Here is a 17,586-nt window from a genome sequence, read left to right as displayed (position 1 = left end):
TTTTAATAATCATATTATCCATAAGCAATTTTCAGTTTTTTAGATTATCTTTTATTTTAAGTGAAAATGTGTTGGGATTTAAAAAGTCAAGTTTGTATATGTTGGATTTGTGGTTTTTGTTTTTATACGTAGTGTGGTGATGTTATTTGAATGATGCGCTGGAATGGCGAAAAAGGAAGGGTAGGAGAGTCGGGATTTCAATAAATCACAGCGTGTCATATGACCCGCTGTGATATTAGTATGAATTAACCGTTACTTACGAGCATCAAGTAATTGCTGGGCATTCTCAACGGTCACCACTGTCCATGGAATAGCATAGCGTTTATCTTTGCCTTCATTCCATTGCAGTTTATCGGCATATTGTTTCCAGATTGCAGACTGTGGTTGATAACTGTCACCCTTAACGGATTTCATGGCGATATCAATCGAACCCTGCATTTGTGCGTTGGCATCTTGCAGGATGGAAACCATTTCGCCACTTTGGACTGAACGAATGGCATCTGAAACGCCGTCAACGCCAGCAATCGCGATGGTGTTAACATCAATTCCGGCACCTTTAATGGCTTCAATGGCGCCTAATGCCATTTCATCATTCTGAGCGATAACGCCGTTAATTTTACCGCGGTGTTTCTGTAACCAGTTTTCCATCAGTGGCATGGCTTCTGCGCGAGACCAGTTGGCGGTTTTGCGCTCGAGGACTTTGACTTTACCCGCACCACATTCAGCAATCGCTTTGTCATTTCCTTCACCGCGCTGAATTTCACCGCTACCGCCTTTAGGTCCCTCAATGATGACAACATTACCTTCGCAGTTCATTTTTGCCAGTACCGCTTTGGCTTCCATATAACCGCCGAGCACGTCATCAGAAACCACTTCAGCGGTCATTTTATCGGTATTTAACCGCGCATTCGTTACAATGACGGGGATTTTTGCCTTATTTGCCATAGTGACGACATCGATGTTTGCTTCATAATCCATCGGATTAATAATGATGGCGTCTGTTTTGGTCTGAATAGCAGTTTCAGCCTGATTATTCTGTACCATTGGATCGTAGCGGCCATCATAAACCGTGATCACTGCTGCGCCACTTTTGACTGCTGGATGCTCTTTCGCTGCTTTTTCCATCAGCTGTACAAATTCAGCCTTCATGCCGTACATCAAAACCGCAATTTTGACCGGATTATCTTGTGCCGCAAATGCCATGTTGCTGACGAATAGTGCGGAAGTCAGAGCAGCAATTTTTGTCATTTTTTTCATTGTTGTTCCTTTTTTATCTGTAGGGTGTTGTTATTTATTATATTAATCACGTCGTTGCTTACGTGACGGGTCGAGTAGTACAGCAATAACAATTAATGCGCCTTTAATAATTTGTTGGTAGTAAGAAGGCACGCCCAACAAATCCAATCCATTATTCATCACGCCAATAATCAGTACGCCGAACAGGGTTCCTACAAGGTTACCGATACCCCCTGACATACTGGTTCCACCGATAACAACGGCGGCAATAGCATCTAATTCGTAGGCACTACCAGCGCTGGTTTGTGCCGAGCCGGTTCTGGCGGTTAGGATTAAACCTGCGATCCCGGCCAGAGCACCACACAGGGTATAAACCAGAATTTTAATTTTGATAACGCTGATACCTGAGGTTCTGGCGCTTTTCGGGTTACCACCGACAGCGTAGACGTAGCGGCCAAAGGTCGTTTTATTCAGCACAATCCATGCCAGCGCAAAGATCACCACCAAGATCACAACCGGCACCGGAATATCAAAAATATAGCCATTGCCGAGCCAGCGAAAATCGCTGTTTAGCTGTGAAACGGGGTTGCCGTCAGTGGTTAATAATGTCAGGCCGCGGGCGGCAGATAGCATTCCCATGGTGACAATGAAAGGCTGTAAATTGAATCGGGCTAAAATGGTTCCGTTGATCAAACCACACACAATACCGATGCCTAGCGCAATGATCATCGGCACCATCACGGCATTGGCGGTATCGCCAATCGAGAGTCCGGCATTGGTGGTGGCAAAGCGGGCGGCAACAATACCGCTGAGAGCGAGTACCGAGCCAACAGACAGGTCAACACCGGCGGTAATAATGACAAACGTCATTCCGATCGCCAGAATGCCGTTGATGGAAATCTGACGCAGGACAATCAACATATTATCCTGACTTAGAAAGTAGTTATTCGTCCATTCTCCTCGAGCAACCTGGATTTCCCCAACCACGGCAACAATCAGGCAGAGCGCAAAAAAGGCCATGATAATGCCATACTTATGCATATTTTTTTTATTACGGGCTAAAAAAGACATTCCCGATGCTGGTGCAGAGTAAGTGCTATTCATTGTCTTTTCTCTTGGTTTTTAAAATAAATACGAAAATTAATGTCTTAAACGGCGAGCTTCATGAGTTCTGTTTGTGTCGCGTCTTTGGCGGAAAGCTCACCGGCCATATCACCGTCACGAAAGACGATGATGCGATCGCTCATGCCAATGATTTCGGATAATTCAGAAGACACCATAATGATGCCTTTACCCTGTAAGGCGAATTCAGACATAAACCGGTAGATCTCTTTTTTAGCGCCGACATCAATACCTCGGGTCGGCTCGTCTAATAACATCACGTCAGGATCGAGAAGAGCCCAACGGCCTAGTACCACTTTTTGCTGGTTTCCTCCACTGAGGTTGCCAACGAGCTGATCGGCATCGGGGGTTTTGACGTTAAATAATTTGATCATTTTATTTGATCGGTTTTGCTCTTTTTTCTCATTAATAAAACTTGCCCGGCTAATAGCGGAAAAAGAGGCGATATTAATATTTTCATTAATTGAACGGCAGAGCATTAATCCGGTGTCTTTGCGGTCTTCCGTCACGTAGGCTATCCCCGCTTTAATGGAATCTTGAGGGGAATGGTGATGTAAATGTTGGTCTTTAATATGGATCGAGCCGCTGGTGGCGTGTTCAATACCAAAAATAAGATCGAGAAACTCACTGCGCCCGGAGCCAACCAAGCCATAAATGCCTAAGATCTCGCCTTTTTTTAGCGTCAGGCTGATATCTTTGACTTTATTATTCCAGGTTAGCTTACTGATATTCATGATGGTTTCATCAGTCGGCTGATTGAACTTGGCAAATTCATCTTTAAATTCACCGCCGATGATGTGTTCGATCAATTGTTCACGGGTGATATCAGCAATGGCACCTTCGGTAATAAAGGTGCCATCGCGGAAGATGGAGAAGGTATCCGCTATCTGGAAGATTTCAGACAGTCGGTGGGAAACATAAATAATCCCTTTGCCTTTTTGAGCCAGTCGCGTGATGACATCAAAGATTTTCTGTGCATCTTCTTCACCAATGGCTGATGTGGGTTCATCCATAATGATGATGTCAGCATCGGCATGAGATAGCGCTTTGGCGATTTCCACTAACTGCTGTTCAGCGACGCTTAAATTACGCATTTTTTCAGTGGGTGAAAGGGTAAAGTGCAGATCGTCCATCAGTTCTGCGGTGAGCTGATTCATTTTTTTGAAGTCAACTAAGCCACAGCGCCTGGGTTCACGGCCTAACCAAATATTCTCTGCGATTGTTAAGTCAGGGATAGTACTTAGTTCTTGCTGAACGATAGCAATACCCGCTTTTAACGCATCTTTTGGATGATGGAATTCATGGCGTTGGCCTTTAACGGTGATTTCACCGGCATCCGGCTGGATAAATCCCATCAGAATACTGAGAAATGTTGATTTACCCGCACCATTTCCGCCACATAAGGCGTGGATAGATCCTTTTTTCAGGCTGAATTGGGCATTCTTCAGTGCGACCACCGGGCCAAAAGATTTTTTTACCCCGGTAACACGAAGAAGCTCATGAGTCTGATTATCCATTGATGTTGTCATAACGGCACCTTTGGGTACTCCGCTTTTAGCAGCGAAAGATAATCCTGATAAAGCACTTCATAGCGAGAAACCATGTCAGCATCAGGAACAACGTGGGTTGTTTCATCAAGATGGACAAATTTCTGGCAGAGGTTGGCTAATAAGGCTGATTTATCATCTTGCTCGGTCAGCGTGTTACACCAGATGGCTTGAATAGCTGCGCCAAGCGCCGCTGTTTCTTTATGCGTTACGCATACCACCGGTGTTGCCATGATATTGGCAACAATCTGCCGCCATTTTTCACTGCGGGCACCGCCGCCAGTTAGACGAATCTCATTGGTCTCAATGCCTTGCTGGCGGAACAGATCGATGCCAAAACGTAATCCATAAGTGGCACTTTCAACTACTGCCAGACTTAAGTTTTGCGGGTTTAAATTACAACCATCCAGATTGTGTAAGCTGGCTTTGGCGTGGGGGAGGGGCGGAACGCGTTCACCGTTAAAAAACGGCAGCATCATCAACCCATTTGCGCCGGGTTCGCTCTGATTTAATGCATCATTAAACGCATGAATATCCAGATCCAAAAAGTTTTGAATGATGGTGGTGGCTGATGTGACGTTCATGGTACAAATCAGCGGCAGCCAGCCATTATTGGATGAACAGAATCCGGCGATCATTTCGGAGTCCGCCACCACAGGCGTATCTGAATAAGTAAACAGGGTGCCTGATGTGCCTAAGCTCATGGTAATAATACCAGGGGAAATATTCCCTGTGCCTATCGCCGCCATCATATTATCGCCACCGCCGGTGGCAACTTTGGTAGTGGCGGAAATACCCAGTTTTTCAGCAATCTCTGGCAGCACGGTGCCGATGCAGGTTTCTGCCGCAATCAGATCGGGTAATGCCTTTCTGAGACGACCTTCAGGATCAATCAGATTGACCACGCGATCGTCCCATTGGCGCGTACGGATATTTAACAATCCGGTCCCTGATGCATCACCATATTCAGCGATTTGCTTGCCGGTTAACCAGAAATTTAAGTAGTCATGTGGCAGTAAGACGCAGCTTAATTGCTGCCATAACTCTGGCTGGTGTGTCTTGAACCATAATATTTTTGATGCGGTATAACCGGTTTGCGGCATTAAACCCAATTGGTCCAGTGCGGCTTGAGGCCCGCCCAGCGCATCAATGATTTGCTGATTTTCTAACGCGGTTTCAGTGTCACACCAGAGTTTGGCTGGTGCTAACACCTCTCCTTGACTATTTAATGGCACAAATCCGTGTTGTTGGCCTGATACGGCAAGGGCCACAATTTCTGTTCCAATGATGCCAGCGTTCTGAATAGCCTGTGCAAAAGCGGATTCTAATGCATCAGTCCACCAGTGGGCATGTTGCTCACGACGACCTGATGAATCGCTGATAATAGGGTGAGGCGCACTGCCTTCACCCAAAATAATCGCTTTTTGGCTATCGACGATGACAACTTTGGTACTTTGCGTACCGCAATCGATCCCGGCATAGAGCGTCATGCGTTACTCCATTTCCAGAATAATTTTGACGTCAGTCGGCCGACCTTCTACAGCACGTTCATAGGCAGCAATACTGTCGTTAAATTTGAACGTCGCTGAAAGTAATGGCTGAACATTCAGTTTACCGGAGCTCAGTAGCCGAATGGTACGCGGGTACATATTGGCATAGCGGAAAATGGTCTTGAAGGTAATCTCTTTAGCCTGTGCCGAGACAATATCCAGCGGTGCCGGATCGATGGGCATACCCACCAGAACCGCGATTCCGCCCGGGGCGATATGTTCAGAAATATTGGCAATAACCGCTTTTGAACCACTGCACTCAAACAGAACATTCACGCCGCTACCTTCAGTCAGCTCATTGATTTTATCGGTAAGCGCTTGGGCGTTTTTGCTGTTGATCGGATGTAAGCCTGAATATTGTTTGGCGACTTCCAGTTTTTCGTCGAACACATCACAGATAACAACATCGGAGCAACCGCCTGCCAGCGCGGCAAGGGCGGTCATAATACCGATAGTGCCAGAACCGATAACTAATGCGATATCACCGGGTTTTATTTCTGCTTTGGTGGCTGCCTGCATGCCGATTGCCAGTGGTTCAACCATAGCGCCTTCGGCAAAACTGACGTTTTCAGGGAGCTTAAAGGTAAACGCCGCAGGGTGAATGACGCTCTCACGTAAGCAGCCGTCAATTGGTGGAGTAGCCCAAAAACGGACTTCAGGATCCAGATTATAAATACCATCGCGTGATTGAGGCGATTGCAGATTAGGAATACCGGGTTCCATACAAACCCGATCGCCCACTTTCAGATGAGAAACCTTGTTACCTACCGCAGTGATGGTACCGGATGCCTCATGGCCAAGGATCATCGGTTTTTCAACAATAAATGGGCCAATGCGTCCATGTTGATAATAGTGGACATCACTGCCACAGATACCAACGGAATGAATCTTAATTTCAACATCATTGTCGCCGAGAACTTCCGGACTTTGCCAATCCTGGATAGATATTTTGCCTGCTTTTTCTAATACTAATGCTTTCATGATCTTCTCCGTTTCATTTTTATGATATCGATATCATTGCAATGATTCGGATATTAGATCGAAATTTAGTGTGTTTATGTGATGTAGGTTAAATTTCTATTAAATGGTGGAGTTTTTTGTAAAATACAACCGAAAAATAGCCTCATTCATCACATTATCATCATTATCCTTTACCCTATAATGATATCGATATCATTGTGGTGTGAGAGTAGAAATGAATAACAAACGGTTGGCCGTGAAAAAACAATATCAAGAGAAAACGGTTGAGTTTTTATTGAAAACACATATTCAACTGACTGATAATGAAAAAAATAATATTGAAATTGCGCATTTCGGATTACCTGACTATCCACGTTCAGGGTTACAGTTACTGACATACTTTAATGACGCAAGATATTGTGCCAAAGAGCTGGTGCTCTTTCCCAATCAGGTCTGTCCGGAGCATAGACATCCTCCCTTTGAAGGAAAAACGGGTAAGCAGGAAACATTCCGCTGCCGTTGGGGAGAGGTTTATTTGTTGGTGGATGATGATTCGTTAACATTAAATCAAGATAAACAAGGAAATCCGATTTATAGCCCGCCAGAAGGTGATGAGCAGTGGTATCGCTGCGATCGTTTTATCGTATTAACACCGGGTCAACAATACACGATCCCACCTGATACGCTACACTGGTTTAAAGCTGGGCCAAATGGGGCCGTAGTTTCTGAGTTTTCAAGCGAAAGTCGTGATGAATTCGATGTTTTTACCGATCCACGGGTAAAGCGTTTAGAAGATTGATGGTATTGACGTCATTTTTACGTGACTGAATCGATTAAATGATAATATAATGATACAAAATGATGCTTTTTTGATAAGGAGATGCAATTGGCAGATAATCGTTCACAAAAAGTGACGTTAGAAAATGTCGCGGCTATTGCGAATGTTAGTAAAATTACCGCATCCCGTGCTTTTTCTCAGCCAGATAAAGTTCATCCCGATACATTAAAGCGTATTTTGGAAGCGGCTGATAAAATTGGCTATGTGGTGAATGCCGCGGCGCGTAGTTTACGGGCCAAGTCATCAAACACCATCGGGATTGTCAGTCCTGATATGGCCAACCCATTCTTTGGTGGGCTGGCAAAGCTGATGACACAAGAGGCTTATCGCGCGGGTTATGATACGTTGCTGTTTGATTCCTATGAATCAAAAGAGAATGAAGCCCGTATTATTGATAAATTGATTGGCTACAATGTCGATGCCATCATTTTATCCGTGGTGTCTGCCGAACGTTTTTATCGGCCTGATTATATTAAGCAGTTAGAATTATTAAATATTCCGGTTATTTTGGTCGACCGGGAAATGGATATTAAACACTGTAGTGGCGTGTATATTGATAATCTGGATTGTGGTTTGCAGGCTGGCCGCTATTTGCTTTCTCAGAAAGCGAAAAACATTGTCATTATTTCCGGTCCGGAAGACTCTAACGTTGCCAGAGACAGAGTGACGGGCTTACAGGCCGCCTTGCAGGGAAATGTCGATAATATTGAAATTTTATATGCCGATTTTCTGATGAATGAAGCCTATAACGCGACCAACCACTATTTGAAGCATCATCAGGCACCGGACTATTTTGTTGGCTGCAATAACCAGATCTCTTTGGGTATTATCAAGTCGTGTATTAATCATCAATTAGCGCTGCTGAAAGATGTTTCGTTATTCAGTATTGATGAAGTCTCTTATGCCACAATTTATGGCTTTAATTTCCCCTGCATCTCACACGACCTGCAAGAAATTGCCTGGCAAGCTGTCAGCATGGCGGTCAGGCGTGCATCAGATAAAGCGGCAAAACCCGGGAAAGTGATTGTTAGAGGTAAGCTGGGTTTGTAATGGTCGTTATTCGAAGAAGCAAGAAACCAGCCTAAAGGCTGGTTTTTTAAATGTACCAATAACTTAGTGGCCTCAATTTAGGCATTGATGACGCCCTGTTAATCTAAAGCGCCAGATTGGTCTCCCTATCGTGCTGCCAATACCTATGATTAATGTTATCAACAACTCATTTCATTTATGCTTACTGAGTTAGCTAGCAGTGAAAAACTGTAAGTAAAGCATGTAGCAGGCGGTTAAGATTAGCATGCCGCCCATAATGAGGTTGAAGATACGGATACGCAGTACGCTATTGAGGAGCATTGAGACTCTATCCCCTAATACAGCCCAGGCCGCCAGCGACAGATAGCAGATGACGAAGTAGATTACGATGAAGGTGAACAACGTAGTGTGCGTCTGCGGGGTTGAAAATAGTGCTGAGCCAGAGGCACAGGCGATCCACGCCTTGGGGTTGAGCCACTGGAGCAGGAAGCCCTGCATAAAGCTGGGAGTATCGCTTTTCTCCACCACTAACTCAGGAGGCGACGAGGCAATTTTGTAGCCGACATAGATAATAAAAGCCGAACCACCTAGGCTGAGGTACTCGAAAAATATCGGATAGTTCTCAATCACCCCAAGGAACCAAAATCCAACGAAGACCAGTAACAGAGTGAAACCAATAGTTGCGCCAGAAACGAACGGGAAGGTTCGCCAGAAACCGTGGTTAGCACTGGAGGCGATTGTCACCATATTCACCGGACCCGGTGAGATGGACATGCTCAGTGAAAACATGCTCATCGCAAAAATCAGCCCAAATTCCATTTTTCTTCTCCATGGGTTAATTAGAATCGGGGGATCCAATCTTAATCCTTCTACCAGACAGTGAACCGATCCCAAAATAACGTCGAATAAGATGAGCCCTCAGATAGGCTCCAACCAACACTGGATTCAGGTAGGAACTGGTAGACTTCCGTAGCGCTGACGAGGTCATAATATTGAATACAACAACGATTTTAGTTGAATTCAGGAGTTGTGGGAAGGTGCCTTGATTTGAACAATGCCATAGCTTGACTCCGCAGAGGGGAGCCTTATGGATGAGACGAATAATCGAACCAAGGACACAGGGATTTTCAAAACGCGTGTCAGATTTGTAGAAAGAGGTGATTGCTCCCAGATAGTCGACTAAGAGCAATAAGAGGACATCACTACCGGATTTATGACGCCATCAGACCTTGAGCATTTTCACAGTAGCATCTACGTCTATCTCATCTTCTGAGAAGATTAACGTCGTACCCTGAAAGGTGGTAATCGCTAGTTTTTTCAGCGAACGCATTTCACCAGGCTTAGTGGCTGATTTCGGTCTGATACTATTCATCAGTATACCCACAGACATCACCACATTTTCCTTATCAATATGGCTATCGGCTGACACTTCTTCACTGTAAACCAGATAAGACTTGATCGACGTAAGTTTAATGCGCTCGCCCGCGATATAGATGTATTTGCTTTCTGGTATGACTTTTACAGAATAAGCTGACAGACCTTTGTTATTCGTGGTGGGTTCGAAAGTTACCGCCGCATTTTTCTTAATCAGTTCAGGGTTGGCAACTTTAATCACATGAAAATAACGGTTATCACCGTTTTCATCTTTGATAAATCCAAAACCTTTATCTTCAAACCACGTTGTGATCGTTCCATTCATTGCCATTACCGCCTACTTAATCGTTTATCCACTCAGTTTTTGCAACGCGCAGTGTAAAGCACAATGGCTGCGCAGACCACGTCTTTGGTTCAAGTCTAGATGATAAATTTCAGGGATGCGCGGGGAACGACCAGATTCGCCAGTCGGTTTAAAATTCGTTATCATCCGCTTCCACTCTCTATCCGGGTAACCTGATGTCTAAGATTATCGATACCTTTATTGCCCCGTCATGCCATGACGAGATAGAGATTCTCTATCAGGACGATCATCTGGTGCTTATCAATAAGCCTTCCGGGCTGCTCAGTCTCTCAGGGAAAAATCCGCAAAATCTCGATTCGGTGCATCATCGGCTGGTACAGATATTCCCCGGCTGCACCTTGGTTCATCGCCTTGATTTTGGTACTTCTGGATTGATGGTGATTGCCCGCAATAAGGCTATCAATGCCGCGCTCTGCCGACAGTTTAGTCAGCGTACAGTGACCAAAGTATACAGCGCACTGCTGTGTGGACATCTGGATAACAACCAAGGGGTGATAGATGCGGCGATTGCCAAAGACCCGGCGCTGTTCCCGCTGATGTCAATTTGCTTAATCCACGGTAAGCCCGCTCGTTCCAGATATCAGGTCGTTGAACGCTTTTATCATGAGTTGGAAGACGGGAAGTTATTACCATTGACGCGGGTAGAGCTAACCCCGGAAACCGGACGCACTCATCAACTGCGTATTCACTGCCAGCAGTTGGGCCACCCTATTTGGGGCTGCGACCTGTATGGCGGTCGCCTGCTACCAGGCACCGAACGGACACCTCGGCTGATGCTGCACGCCAGTGAGCTGCATTTTGTTCATCCCGTCAGCGAAGAGTGGGTCAAAGCCCATCATGCCAGCCCGTTCTGAAAAGCAAAAAACCAGCCCTTAGGCTGGTTTCTTTAAATATGGTGCCCGGACTCGGAATCGAACCAAGGACACGGGGATTTTCAATCCCCTGCTCTACCGACTGAGCTATCCGGGCAACGGGGCGCATTAAACAGGATTACGTTGAGTTCGTCAACGAAATTTATGCGGATAATGATGAAGTGCACAACAAACCGTCAATTTGCCGATTGTTTGCTGGTATTTTCATCAATTAGCGCTGTCGTTGCGTTGTTTGACCTTCTCCAAATGAGCGATAAATTGCTCTGCATTCATAAAGCCTGACACCCTTAAATCGGTGAGTTCATGACCCTGCTTATCGAAAAATAGAATGGTGGGTAAACCCAGAACCTGAAACTTCTTTAACAAGGCGATATGCTGCTCATTGTTGGCTGTAACATCCGCTTGAAGCAGTACAGAACTGGCTAATGCATTCTGAACTGAGCGATCGCTGAAGGTATACTTCTCAAACTCTTTACAGGTGACACACCAGTCAGCATAGAGATCGAGCATCACGGTTTTACCTCTGGCCTGTGCCAGAGCCTGATGTAAATCGTCACGGTTACTGATTTGGCTAAACATACTGTGTTCATTGACTGAGGTTTGTGCCGTAGAAGAGCCAAAAGCCCAATCCTGTAACGGTCGGGTAACGATCAGCGCGGCCGCCAGAAACAGTAACTGAACGATGCGCATCCAACCCTGAGAGGCGCGTAAACTGATAATAAATGCCCAGCCGAAGAAGGCCAGCCCCAGCGCCGACCACATGCGTAATTCCCAGACATCGCCATACAGACGACCCAGTAAAATCACCGGTAACGCCAGAATGATAAAACCAAAGCCTTCTTTAACATACTGCATCCACGGACCACTGCGTGGGAGAACCTTATTACCAAATAGGGTAACCAGTATCAGTGGAATCCCCATGCCTAATGCATAGAGGTAAAGCGTACCGCCGCCGGCTAACAAATTACCGCTTTGGGCGATATACAGCAGAATGGCGGTTAACGGCGCGGTAGTGCAAGGGGAGCTAATTAATCCGGCCAGAGCGCCCATAATAAACACCCCTAGCGGAGAACCGCCTTTCTGGTGATTACTCCATCCGGTAATTCTGGTTTGCAGAGAAGAGGGGAGTTGCAGGGTATAAACCCCAAACATAGATAATGCCAGCAGGATAAACAGTAGCGATAAACCAATTAATACCACAGGATGCTGAAAATAGGCCTGGAATTGCATACCGGCAGCGGCAATCACTACCCCCAGCGCCGTGTAGGTCAAGGCCATTCCCTGCACGTAGACTAACGCCAGAAAGAAGGTACGGGTCAGGCTATAACGCTGCTGACCGCCGAGAATAATACCGGAAATCAGTGGGTACATTGGCAATACACAAGGCGTTGCGGCAGCAAGGATACCGATCACCAGAGCCCAGAGGGGAGAAAAGGGAAGCGGGGTTGCTTCCGCATCTTGTGGGCTATTGGTTTGACTACTTTCCAGCGAGCTAACCGCGGCACTGCTTTCCCCTTGGGCTGACGCTGCGGTAATGGCACTTAGCGGAACTTTGCGCGTTTCTGGCGGATAGCAAAAGCCAGCCTCAGCACAGCCCTGATAGCTCACGATCACCTCAGCATCATTGTTGGCCTGAGTGAGCGTCAGCGGGATGGATAAGGATTGCTGGTAGATAATGGTATCGCCGTAAAAGCTATCGGTATGGCTATGGCCTTTTGGTAGCTGATAGGGGGCGATCTCTGCCTCTTGTGGGACAATCTTAATCTGGTGCTGATAGAGGTAATAACCGGGCGCGATATCCCATTTCAGGGTGAGATGTTGGTTATTCTGGCTGAAATCAAAAGCAAAGGCTTGATCGACGGCAATAAATTTCCCTTGCGATGGAGATTTATCGAATAGTGCCGCCTGAGCGCCAAATACGGTACAAAATAAGCCAAGCCAGAAAAAAGCGATTAGTTTAGTGATGTGTCGAGCCATGATAAATATTCTTTGTTGCCTGCGCTGACGGGTAGCGCCAGCAGCTCTGGTGTTTCATAAGGATGATGCTGTTTTAACATTGCCATCAGGTTTTCCTGACATTGTGCATTGGTCTTAAACAACATCTGAACTTCATATTCTTGTTCCAGCTTGCCTTGCCAGTAATACAGCGAAGTCGCTCCCGGTAGAATGGTGACGCAGGCGGCTAATTTTTCGCCCAGAACTAAAGTAGCAAGCTCTTGCGCGCTGGCTTCATCCGGTGCGGTGCAGAGGACAATGGTGGTATTAATGCTGTGATTTTCAGTCATTGCGGACGTCATAATGTTCACCTCGTGGCGGGAAAACATACTGCATTTAGCAAAACACTATACGGGGTGAACGGGCGTTTGTCAGTAAATAGCGATGGGCATGGGGGAAAGCAGCCTGAGGTGTGAATGCCTCAGGCTAGACAGAACAATTACAGAACGATATTACCGACGATAAATCCAAACAGTACCGAAAGGGTAATCGCAATAACGCCCGGGATCAGGAAGGAATGGTTAAATACGTATTTGCCGATGCGCGTGGAACCGGTGTCATCCATCTGAACCGCGGCCAGCAAGGTTGGATAAGTTGGCAGCACGAACAGGGCTGAAACGGCGGCGAATGAGGCGACAATACCAACCGGAGATACGCCCAGCGCCAGTGCCGCTGGCAGTAATGCTTTTGCCGTGGCGGCCTGTGAATAAAGCAGGGTCGCGGCGAAGAACAGGATGATGGCTAACATCCATGAGTGCTCTTGCAGTAAAGAACCGGAGAACGCTTTGATATCAACGATATGGGCTTGAACGAAAGTATCCCCTAACCAAGCAACACCCAGCACACAAACGCAAGCGCTCATGCCTGATTTAAAGGTACCGGCATTGAGAATTTCGTTGGTATCCACTTTGCAGCAGATACAAATCATGGTGGCAATGGTCAGCATAAAGACCACGATGGCATGGTCACGACCCAGAATCGGATTTTCGATCAGGCCAACGGAGCTGCTGATCGCCGTTGCATAAAGCATTACGGCAATAATACCAATCAGAAACAGCGCCACGGAAAGTTTTGCACCGGGCTTGATCGCGATATCCGTCACTTTAATATCGCTGACTAAACCTTTTGCCAGACGCTCTTGATAAACCGGATCGTCTTTTAACTCACAACCGAGGAAGTTACTGACAATAGCGGTCAGCATGACGGCGGTAAAGGTGGTTGAAATACAAATACCTAACAGTTGCAGATAGCTGACGCCAACCGGCTCCAGTAAGCCTGCGGTAAATACCACTGCGGCAGAAATCGGTGATGCGGTAATGGCAATCTGAGAAGCAACCACGGCGATGGATAACGGACGAGAAGGGCGAATGCCTTGACCTTTGGCGACTTCAGCGATAACCGGCATGGTAGAGAATGCGGTATGGCCAGTGCCGGCAAAAATTGTCATAAAGTAAGTGACGATAGGTGCAAGAAACGTAATGTACTTAGGGTGTTTACGCAGCAGTTTTGCCGCCAGACTGACCAGGTAATCCATGCCTCCGGCAACCTGCATCGCAGCGATGGCTGCGATAACGGACATGATGATTTGAATAACGTCGAATGGGATATTTCCCGGGTTAATTTTACAAACAAGGGTGAGAACCAGTACACCAAATCCACCGGCAAAACCGATGGCAATGCCACCGAGTCGAGCACCAACGTAGATGGCCAGCAGGACAATCACGAATTGTACGGCTAACATATATTATTTCCTTGATTTTATAGGTGTTATAAAGCGAGATAACACAAAATGAATGGCTGGCCAGTTCCTTTGGATAATAAAAAGGCATGTTAATTTTTTATGTAACATGCCTTTGTCCTATTGATGAGTTTTTGTCACTCGCAAAAATTAGTCGTCGTAACGTTTCGCTTTATATTCTGGATGCATCAGGTTCTTGATAGAGAAAATATCATCCAGCTCTGCTTCGGTCAGGAGGCCGCGCTCAAGCACTACTTCACGTACGGTTTTGCCCGTTTCAGCACAAATCTTACCGACGATGTCACCGTTATGGTGGCCAATGAATGGGTTCAGATAGGTAACGATACCGATAGAACCGAAGACATAAGCTTCACAGACTTCTTTATTTGCAGTGATGCCATCAACGCATTTCTCAACCAAGTTGTGACATGCATTAGACAGGATATGGATAGACTCAAATAGCGCCTGACCGATAACCGGCTCCATCACGTTTAACTGCAGTTGGCCTGCTTCAGCAGCCATGGTGATGCAGGTGTCATTACCAATAACTTTAAAGCAAACCTGATTAACCACTTCTGGAATCACTGGGTTAACTTTTGCCGGCATGATGGAAGAACCAGCCTGTAGCTCAGGTAAGTTAATTTCGTTCAAGCCAGCGCGAGGGCCGGAAGATAATAAACGAAGATCGTTACAGATTTTAGACATTTTAACCGCAAGGCGTTTCAGCGCACTGTGAACCATAACGTAGGCACCACAGTCGGACGTTGCTTCAATTAAGTCTTCGGCCAGAACACACGGGAAACCGCTCACTTCAGCCAGCTTCTGTACTGCTAAAGGAGAGTACTCTTTTGGTGTATTTAAACCGGTACCGATCGCCGTGGCACCAAGGTTAACTTCAAGCAGTAGTTCAGCGGTACGGTTAATGCTTTTCACTTCTTCTTTCAGCAGTACGCTGAAAGCGTGGAACTCTTGACCTAAAGTCATCGGAACCGCATCTTGAAGCTGAGTACGGCCCATTTTCAGCACATCTTTGAACTCTTCTGATTTACGATCGAAACCGGCACGAAGCACTTCAATAGACTCAACCAGCTTCATCAGGGAAGCGTAAACCGCGATACGGAAACCAGTAGGATAGGCATCGTTAGTGGACTGGCACTTATTCACGTGATCGTTTGGATTCAGGTACTGATATTCACCTTTCTGATGGCCCATGATTTCCAGACCAATATTGGCGATAACTTCGTTGGTGTTCATATTAACTGAAGTACCCGCACCACCCTGATAAACATCAACCGGGAATTGGTCCATGCACTTACCGTTTTTCAATACTTCATCACAAGCCTGAATAATGGTATCAGCAACTGCACGAGGAATGGTTTTCAGTTCCTTGTTAGCCATTGCTGCTGCTTTTTTTACCATCACCATGCCGCGAACAAATTCTGGAATATCACTGATTTTGTTGTTGCTAATATAGAAGTTTTCAATGGCGCGTAGCGTATGAACACCGTAATAAGCTTCGGCTGGTACTTCACGTGTTCCTAACAGGTCTTCTTCGATACGAATGTTTTTTGACATGTAAACCTTCTTTAATATACCAAGATGAATAAACAGAGAAAAACTGTGTTGCTAAGTACTACAAGTTATAATTAGAAGCGTTGGTGCTCTTGAGGTAAGGATCATAAGCGCCTTTTTTTTAAAAGTATGAACCTAGATCAGATTATTGACATCACAAAAAATAATGTTGGTATAAATGTGATTTATGTCACGAAAATGACAGGTTGTTGTTTTTGTCGTCAGAGTTGAAATTTTAAGACGTCGTCACTATATCAAAGCTAGATAACTAGTGTATTAAACTACTTTCTGTTTTTTTTATGATAGGTTATCAAAACATCATGATGATGTTACTTATTGCGATTTATTGATATAACATCATGATGTAACGCGATAAAAAACAATCTAATTTTACCTTACCGGAAGGAGCCTCTGTGCGCTGGTTGCCGCTTGTTTTACTGTTTATATTGGTTTACATCGAGATCACTGTTTTTATTAAAGTATCCGCTGTTTTTGGTGTGGCCTTGACGCTTATTCTGGTTATCTTAACCTCTTGCCTCGGTGTTTCGCTGGTTCGTCATCAAGGGATGAGAACGTTAATTCAAATGCAGGAGAAGCTGGCCTCGGGTGAAAATCCAGCCAATGAAATGGTGAAGAGTGTTTCACTGTTGTTAGCGGGATTTCTGTTACTGATTCCCGGCTTCTTTACCGATTTTTTAGGATTATTGTTTCTGCTGCCGCCGGTGCAAAAACTGCTAACCCTGAGAATGATGCCCTATATTCATACTTTCCGCGCCACTTCAGGAACTTATCAGTCAGATAGCCAACAGGGCTACACGGTTGAGGGTGAGTTTCAACGTAAAGAAGACGATAGCAATAAACATCTTGATGATAAGAGTAAATAAACGTCGTTGCGCTTTTTCACCCTATCATTGTCTGTTATTTAGGCAAACACTCGAATGTAGAGTTTTTTTTACCTTTCCCCCCTTGAAGGGGAGAAAATGCCCCCAATATCTGTTGCACAAGGCGGGTATGCATATACCGGCTTAACCCTAACCTGATAAGGACCTTCTCAAAGGAGAGCTATCAATGAAAATTCGTCCATTACACGATCGCGTAATTGTTAAACGCAAAGAAGTTGAAACCAAGTCTGCTGGTGGTATCGTTCTTACCGGTTCTGCTGCGGCAAAATCTACCCGCGGTGAAGTATTAGCCGTAGGCAATGGCCGCATCCTGGAAAACGGTGATGTGAAGGCTCTGGATGTAAAAGTCGGCGATGTCGTGATTTTTAACGATGGCTATGGCGTGAAAGTTGAAAAAATCGATAACGATGAAGTCCTGATCATGTCCGAAAGCGATATTCTGGCTATTGTTGAAGCGTAATTATAGAGCGCTCTTGTTTTTGAACTG

At 45.6% G+C, this 17,586-nt stretch carries 16 protein-coding genes and 1 tRNA gene; 5 read left to right on the top strand and 12 right to left on the bottom strand.

The annotated features are described in order from the left end of the window. Positions 1-252: 252 nt before the first annotated feature. From EL341_RS15600 to EL341_RS15580, 5 genes are read right to left on the bottom strand one after another with little or no spacing between them, the layout of a single operon-like run. Positions 253-1,248 carry a substrate-binding domain-containing protein gene (locus EL341_RS15600; RefSeq protein WP_373876102.1) on the bottom strand — a complete coding sequence of 332 codons (996 nt, stop codon included), beginning with the start codon at positions 1,246-1,248 and terminating at the stop codon, positions 253-255. Positions 1,249-1,299: 51 nt separating this feature from the next. Then, positions 1,300-2,340, bottom strand: coding sequence for an ABC transporter permease (locus tag EL341_RS15595; protein ID WP_047782158.1), 1,041 nt, complete (start codon positions 2,338-2,340; stop codon positions 1,300-1,302). Between the two features lie 44 nt (positions 2,341-2,384). Then, entirely contained in the window at positions 2,385-3,887 is a 1,503-nt protein-coding gene (locus EL341_RS15590; RefSeq protein WP_074824298.1) for a sugar ABC transporter ATP-binding protein, read from the bottom strand. Continuing rightward, entirely contained in the window at positions 3,884-5,395 is a 1,512-nt protein-coding gene (gene xylB, locus EL341_RS15585; RefSeq protein ID WP_074824295.1) for a xylulokinase, read from the bottom strand. Before xylB ends, EL341_RS15590 begins: the two co-directional genes overlap by 4 nt. A gap of 3 nt (positions 5,396-5,398) precedes the next feature. Then, positions 5,399-6,436: an NAD(P)-dependent alcohol dehydrogenase gene (locus EL341_RS15580; RefSeq protein WP_047782155.1), complete on the bottom strand. Its 1,038-nt coding sequence runs from the start codon at positions 6,434-6,436 to the stop codon at positions 5,399-5,401. A 214-nt stretch (positions 6,437-6,650) separates the two neighbouring features. Here EL341_RS15580 and EL341_RS15575 point away from each other — a divergent pair, with 214 nt between their 5' ends. Together EL341_RS15575 and EL341_RS15570 are read left to right on the top strand one after the other, a co-directional pair. Next, complete coding sequence (locus EL341_RS15575) at positions 6,651-7,214, top strand: D-lyxose/D-mannose family sugar isomerase (RefSeq protein ID WP_126468141.1); 564 nt, start codon at positions 6,651-6,653, stop codon at positions 7,212-7,214. Between the two features lie 81 nt (positions 7,215-7,295). Beyond that, positions 7,296-8,303, top strand: coding sequence for a LacI family DNA-binding transcriptional regulator (locus EL341_RS15570; RefSeq protein ID WP_175474944.1), 1,008 nt, complete (start codon positions 7,296-7,298; stop codon positions 8,301-8,303). 189 nt (positions 8,304-8,492) lie between these two features. Here EL341_RS15570 and EL341_RS15565 read toward each other — a convergent pair whose 3' ends face one another. Both EL341_RS15565 and EL341_RS15560 read right to left on the bottom strand, forming a co-directional pair. Then, the gene (locus EL341_RS15565; protein ID WP_074824289.1) at positions 8,493-9,101 is read right to left on the bottom strand and encodes a LysE family translocator; all 609 of its coding nucleotides are present in this window, start codon (positions 9,099-9,101) and stop codon (positions 8,493-8,495) included. A gap of 403 nt (positions 9,102-9,504) precedes the next feature. Further along, positions 9,505-9,987: a cold-shock protein gene (locus EL341_RS15560; protein WP_074824287.1), complete on the bottom strand. Its 483-nt coding sequence runs from the start codon at positions 9,985-9,987 to the stop codon at positions 9,505-9,507. A 188-nt stretch (positions 9,988-10,175) separates the two neighbouring features. Here EL341_RS15560 and EL341_RS15555 point away from each other — a divergent pair, with 188 nt between their 5' ends. Then, the gene (locus tag EL341_RS15555) at positions 10,176-10,874 is read left to right on the top strand and encodes an RluA family pseudouridine synthase (protein WP_074824285.1); all 699 of its coding nucleotides are present in this window, start codon (positions 10,176-10,178) and stop codon (positions 10,872-10,874) included. A gap of 39 nt (positions 10,875-10,913) precedes the next feature. Here EL341_RS15555 and EL341_RS15550 read toward each other — a convergent pair. From EL341_RS15550 to aspA, 5 genes are all read right to left on the bottom strand, one after another. Next, positions 10,914-10,989 (bottom strand) — tRNA-Phe (locus EL341_RS15550). 110 nt (positions 10,990-11,099) lie between these two features. Then, positions 11,100-12,869: a protein-disulfide reductase DsbD gene (locus EL341_RS15545; protein ID WP_126468140.1), complete on the bottom strand. Its 1,770-nt coding sequence runs from the start codon at positions 12,867-12,869 to the stop codon at positions 11,100-11,102. Beyond that, positions 12,845-13,189, bottom strand: a complete 345-nt coding sequence (gene cutA, locus EL341_RS15540; protein ID WP_232036571.1) for a divalent cation tolerance protein CutA — start codon at positions 13,187-13,189, stop codon at positions 12,845-12,847. The genes EL341_RS15545 and cutA overlap by 25 nt, the downstream gene beginning before the upstream one ends. Positions 13,190-13,326: 137 nt before the next feature. Continuing rightward, positions 13,327-14,628, bottom strand: coding sequence for an anaerobic C4-dicarboxylate transporter (locus tag EL341_RS15535; protein ID WP_047782140.1), 1,302 nt, complete (start codon positions 14,626-14,628; stop codon positions 13,327-13,329). Positions 14,629-14,775: 147 nt separating this feature from the next. Continuing rightward, complete coding sequence (gene aspA, locus EL341_RS15530) at positions 14,776-16,200, bottom strand: aspartate ammonia-lyase (RefSeq protein WP_047782139.1); 1,425 nt, start codon at positions 16,198-16,200, stop codon at positions 14,776-14,778. A gap of 410 nt (positions 16,201-16,610) precedes the next feature. Between aspA and EL341_RS15525 the strand changes: the two genes are divergently transcribed. Together EL341_RS15525 and EL341_RS15520 are read left to right on the top strand one after the other, a co-directional pair. Next, positions 16,611-17,081 carry an FxsA family protein gene (locus EL341_RS15525; protein ID WP_126468139.1) on the top strand — a complete coding sequence of 157 codons (471 nt, stop codon included), beginning with the start codon at positions 16,611-16,613 and terminating at the stop codon, positions 17,079-17,081. Positions 17,082-17,265: 184 nt separating this feature from the next. Beyond that, positions 17,266-17,559, top strand: coding sequence for a co-chaperone GroES (locus EL341_RS15520; RefSeq protein ID WP_047782137.1), 294 nt, complete (start codon positions 17,266-17,268; stop codon positions 17,557-17,559). Positions 17,560-17,586: the final 27 nt, after the last annotated feature.

Origin of the sequence: Pragia fontium (assembly GCF_900638655.1) — a bacterium.
Lineage (GTDB): Bacteria > Pseudomonadota > Gammaproteobacteria > Enterobacterales > Enterobacteriaceae > Pragia > Pragia fontium.
Note: the sequence above shows the minus strand (reverse complement) of the source record. Positions and strands in the feature narration are given on the sequence as shown.